This window comes from Clostridium sp. SGI.024 (assembly GCF_050315195.1).
Taxonomy (GTDB): domain Bacteria; phylum Bacillota; class Clostridia; order Clostridiales; family Clostridiaceae; genus Clostridium.
In genome coordinates, this window is record NZ_JBNPON010000110.1 from 1 (window position 1) to 4,837 (window position 4,837).

A 4,837-nucleotide genomic window follows, 5' to 3' on the forward strand; every position below is an offset into this window, starting at 1 on the left:
CTTTCTTGAAAAACAACTTTTTCTAGTTAATACTTTGTGAATTATAGCATCACCATTTTTATTATCTGTTCTATCTAATAATACCCAATCCCCCACTACAGGATAATTAAAAGTACTATTTACAGAATATGATAATTTCCCAGATACTCTTGCAAGCACTTCTCCTTCTTCAGTAAGAATTCTATAAATGTCCTTATATTGTACTGAAACTCTTCCTAAATAAAAGTTGTCATTGTAACTACTTGCTTCCTTAATGTATCCTTCATTTAATCCTAATTCTAGTAAGTTTTTATTATTCATTCTTCCTCCCGAAATTAAACATATTGGGAAGGATATTTATTGCTATACTGAAGTCACCTTCCCCTTAACAACAATATAGTTTTTATTTCTTCTTACTAAATACATCATAAAACATCACATCCTTTCAGATAATTAATGGTTAATTTTGTAATAACAATTATATTTATTATATATTAACATTTATTTTTTTACACTATTATTTTAATTTATGAATACTTTATTCCTTAGGTATAACTTCACCATTTTCATCTAATAAATATATTGCAAAAACTATCTCAATTTTCAAAGGATCTTCTTTGACATTTTCACCATTATAAACAATCCTTATTTTATCACCCTTATCTAGCTCTGGCAGCTTATCAGTAGATATTGTATTTTTATTTATAATAACACTATCTGCATTAATAATATTTTTCTCTGAATTAACATTTTCATTGTCTATTGGAATAACATTAATACTTTCTTCTGTTATATCATCAACAACTGCATTTATATAATTTTGTGTTTTCTCACTTTCTACTTTACACTTGGTACATCCTATAATTGATAAGCTTAAACAGAAAGTAAAAATCAAAAGAGTTGCTCTTTTAAAAAGATATTTGTATTCTTTCATATTATTAACTAGGCCACTTAACATAAGCATTACCCCTTTTCTCTAAAAAATATTATTAAAGCCTAATAAACTAAGTATTTCTTTTAACAGTAACAAGTATTTATAAATTGCTACTAAGCGAATCAAAGAATCAAAATTAATACATTATATAGTAAAGTATTTGTTATTGCACTACTATAACTATATTGGTGCAGAATAACCGCCCCATTATAATTATAGTTTTTTATCAGCATTGATTTAAAAAAGTTCAAAAAAAGAAATTTCACACAAAGTGAAATTTCTACCACAACTCTTATCTCTTACTTTTTACTTATTCCCTATTACTTATAAACTATTTCTTTATTTGCCAGTAACATCTTTTTGGCGAATAAATCTTTTCTTCTTTTTTAAGTTTATCCATTACCTTAGATACTTCTTTTTTATCTATGCCTGTTTTTTCTGCAACTGCAGTGGCATTCATTGGTTCATCATTCTTTTCAAAACATTCTAATACAACGTTATAATTTTCCATAATTTCATCTCCTTTTTATGATTTCATACTAATTTTACATAATAATCTAAAATGATTTCAACTATTAAATAAAAACTTTTATTTAATAATTGTAAAAATAATTAAAAACTTTTTAATAAAAGGCTCTGTTTTAAATCAAGGTTGATAACAGATAGTATAAAAGTGGACAAATCGTAATCTTGTCCACTTTTATTTTAAATCGCAATATAATTCTATTGTTTCTTCTTATTTTTTTTCTTTTTATCGAAAACACCTATAATTACCAATGTCATGAATAGTGCTGTTGCTATATATATGAATCTGTCCACTAATGCTACCTCCTATATATTCTCTACAAAAATCTAAATTCCACCTATTTTGCAGTTACATTTAAAGCAATCTAATCGCAAAATTGCTATCGAGTAGTTTAAAACTGTATATTGGTATTATACATAATTTATAGAATATAATTCCAGTGTTTATTTAAATGAAGTCCAATTTAAACAAATATTGGTTTTCTAATCTTAAATTCCTTAACCATAGTATAACTATGTGCTATATTACCATGAACTATCAAATTTTTAGTTCTCACTATATCTTTTTCTGTACTGAATGTATTTATCCATTTATGCCACTTTAAATAATTTTCAAGGTATTTTCTAGCCACACCGTTAAATCTCGCCATCCACTTCTTCAAATTAGAATGTAGGCTATTTATGTGGTTTATATGGTATATATCTTCTTTGTGTCTACCTCTTTTTATTCTCTTGTGGTCTAAATTCATATCTATAGCAAACTGGATGTATGACTTGTTCGAATCTGTACATAAAATAGAATGTTCCCCTATACGATTACTATATAAACGTTCCAATTCATTAGCAGTAACTCTCCCAGTACATAATAATTCAATTATAATATTTCCTTGTCTATCAAGAGCAGTACCCACACACTTATTCTTCAGAAATACCTCTTTTCTTAACTTGTTTGCCTCTTTTACGAGAAGTTATTGGCATATTTATAGGTTTAGTTCCTTTGTATGAATAAGCAAAGAAAACTTCATCTGCTTCAACTACTCCCTCAACGGAACCTACACCAAGGAACTCACTAATACAATTAAGTATCTTATGTCTCCACTAAAAAGAAGTTGCTATATTAATTTCTACTTCTTCAGCAAATTTCCTTATGGAGTAACCATTCAACATACACTTAGCATACTTTAACCATTTATCTAAAGACTTTTTTCTTTTATAAGTTGCAGAATTGGTAAAATCAGTGAATGAGTTTTGGAAATTTCTGCATAAATATCTTTGCACACCATTCCTTTTTCCATTTCTAACGACATCAATACCATTACAATGACAACAAACTCTACGTTTAGAAAATCTCATTTCTTTAACTTCTTTACTTACTTATGTAACTTGAGAACCTAAAACAAGATATTCTTCTAATTGAGTTAATAACTCTTGTTGTTCTTGTTCAGATAAGGCTTTTGCTTGTGCTAATACTGATGTTACATTATTCATGGCGATACCTTCGAAAATTGATTATATCTATATTATAACCTACTTTCAGAAAAGTATCACATATCAACCATTATTTAAAACAGAGCCTAATAAAAAAATTTCCTAAAGAAAGTTTCATTGTAATATAATTACAAATAATGTTAATATAATATTAATTAAGCATATTATAGAAAATAGTGTAACTAGATATGAAGATACTTCTATTATGCTTTTACATTAAATAAGAAATATCCTTATTATATGGAGAATAAATTATGAGAATTGAAACAAAAAGACTTATTATTAGAGATTTCCGAAAAGACGATTGTAATGATGCCTTTGAGTATCTTTCAGATACTTCTGTAATGAAATATCTAGAGCCAACTTTTACATTTTCACAGACAAAAAAATTTATTCTAAAGTATGGAATTGATGAAAAAGTTATATTTGCTGTAGAAGAAAAATACTTGGGTAAAGTGATTGGTCATATAATATTTCATAAGTTTAATAAACCATTAGAATATGAATTAGGTTGGGTGTTCAACCTAAAGTATCATAGGAAAGGTTATGCAAAAGAAGCAAGTTTAGCATTGTTTGAATATGGCTTTAATAAATTGAATCTTGAAAGTATAATAGCTGAAACAGTTTCTAATAATAAAAAATCAATTGCAACAATTTTATCTTTAGGGATGAAAATTAATGATAGTTATAAAGAAAATTTACCTATTTGGATTATAACTAAAAATGATTATAAAAATTTAAAATATTGAATATTTATACTTATTTCTCATCACTTAAATTACTTTAAGACAATAATAAATAACCTATATAATATGCTATCATATTGTAAATTACAGAAAAAAGGTTTTAATTTGAGAAGTTTGAGATTTTAAATACCTGCATCTGTATATCTTTTGCTTGTCAAGAATAATATAATTATACAAATAAACAATATAGAACTTAAAAGCGGACAAATATTATATATCTTATTAGCAATAAGAATGAAAAAGAAGAAATAGCAAGAGAAATATTAAATAATCTACCAGATTGGTTTGGATTACCTGAAAGTACAAAAGAGTACGTTAACTGCAGTAAAGACATGACATTTTGGGCTAATATAGAATCTGGAAAAGCAAGAGGATTTATTGTATTAAAAGAAACAAGCCCCTATACTGTTGAAGTTTATGTTATGGGAGTATTAAAGGAATTTCATAGAAATAAAATTGGACATGATTTATTTAAAGCTTGTTATGATTATGCTAAAGAGCAAGGATATTTATATATTCAAGTTAAAACAGTAAAAGAAGGAATCTATGATGAGTATAACAGAACAATTAAATTCTACAAAAGCCTTGGTTTTAAAGAATTTGAATGTTTCCCTACACTTTTGGATGAATGGAACCCTTGCCAAGTTTATATTATGTCCATTAAATAAAATTTTATTTATTAATTAACTCTAAAAAGTAAATAACAAGATAAGATTTCCCAAATAAAATTTATAGTTGTATTATTATACTTAACAAAATATAATAAGGATTTATCCTAAAAATAATTTAATTAAGAAGTTCGTATGTTTGGAAAAGATAAAAAAGATAAACGATTTATAATTAAAGAATATCAATCATTAGGATTTAGTGCACTATATGTTGTTGTAAATACTCATACTGGTGTAAGTTATTTAAAATCTAATGTTGGTGTAGCAATTCATTGGGTGGATAATGTTACTACAATTCAAAAACTTAATGAATACTATATAAGAACTTTTGGGGATAATATTATCATTGCTTCAGTTATTGCTATAATTCCTACTTTAATAATAGGCTCTTCACATAAAAAAATAAACAATAATCTTAATATATTGGTGATTAAAAAGGGTCCTTTATTTATATTTTTTAACCACCAATATAAATTTTATTTCAAAATTAAATCTAA

At 25.8% G+C, this 4,837-nt stretch carries 4 protein-coding genes and 3 pseudogenes; 3 read left to right on the plus strand and 4 right to left on the minus strand.

From position 1 onward, the window contains the following. The 4 genes and pseudogenes from ACQRD5_RS16630 to ACQRD5_RS16645 form a co-directional block, all read right to left on the minus strand. Positions 1-300: pseudogene (locus ACQRD5_RS16630) on the minus strand (ribosome small subunit-dependent GTPase A); the annotation flags it as partial. Positions 301-517: 217 nt separating this feature from the next. Further along, positions 518-937, minus strand: a complete 420-nt coding sequence (locus ACQRD5_RS16635) for a hypothetical protein (protein ID WP_291631713.1) — start codon at positions 935-937, stop codon at positions 518-520. Between the two features lie 307 nt (positions 938-1,244). Further along, the gene (locus tag ACQRD5_RS16640; protein WP_291629974.1) at positions 1,245-1,424 is read right to left on the minus strand and encodes a MarR family transcriptional regulator; all 180 of its coding nucleotides are present in this window, start codon (positions 1,422-1,424) and stop codon (positions 1,245-1,247) included. A 478-nt stretch (positions 1,425-1,902) separates the two neighbouring features. Further along, positions 1,903-2,926: pseudogene (locus ACQRD5_RS16645) on the minus strand (IS1595 family transposase). Positions 2,927-3,180: 254 nt separating this feature from the next. On the opposite strand from ACQRD5_RS16645, the gene ACQRD5_RS16650 reads away from it, so the two are divergent. The 3 genes and pseudogenes from ACQRD5_RS16650 to ACQRD5_RS16660 form a co-directional block, all read left to right on the plus strand. Beyond that, complete coding sequence (locus ACQRD5_RS16650; protein WP_291631715.1) at positions 3,181-3,675, plus strand: GNAT family N-acetyltransferase; 495 nt, start codon at positions 3,181-3,183, stop codon at positions 3,673-3,675. A gap of 257 nt (positions 3,676-3,932) precedes the next feature. Further along, positions 3,933-4,340, plus strand: coding sequence for a GNAT family N-acetyltransferase (locus ACQRD5_RS16655; protein ID WP_320628226.1), 408 nt, complete (start codon positions 3,933-3,935; stop codon positions 4,338-4,340). Positions 4,341-4,475: 135 nt separating this feature from the next. Continuing rightward, positions 4,476-4,837, plus strand: a pseudogene (locus tag ACQRD5_RS16660) (hypothetical protein); the annotation flags it as partial.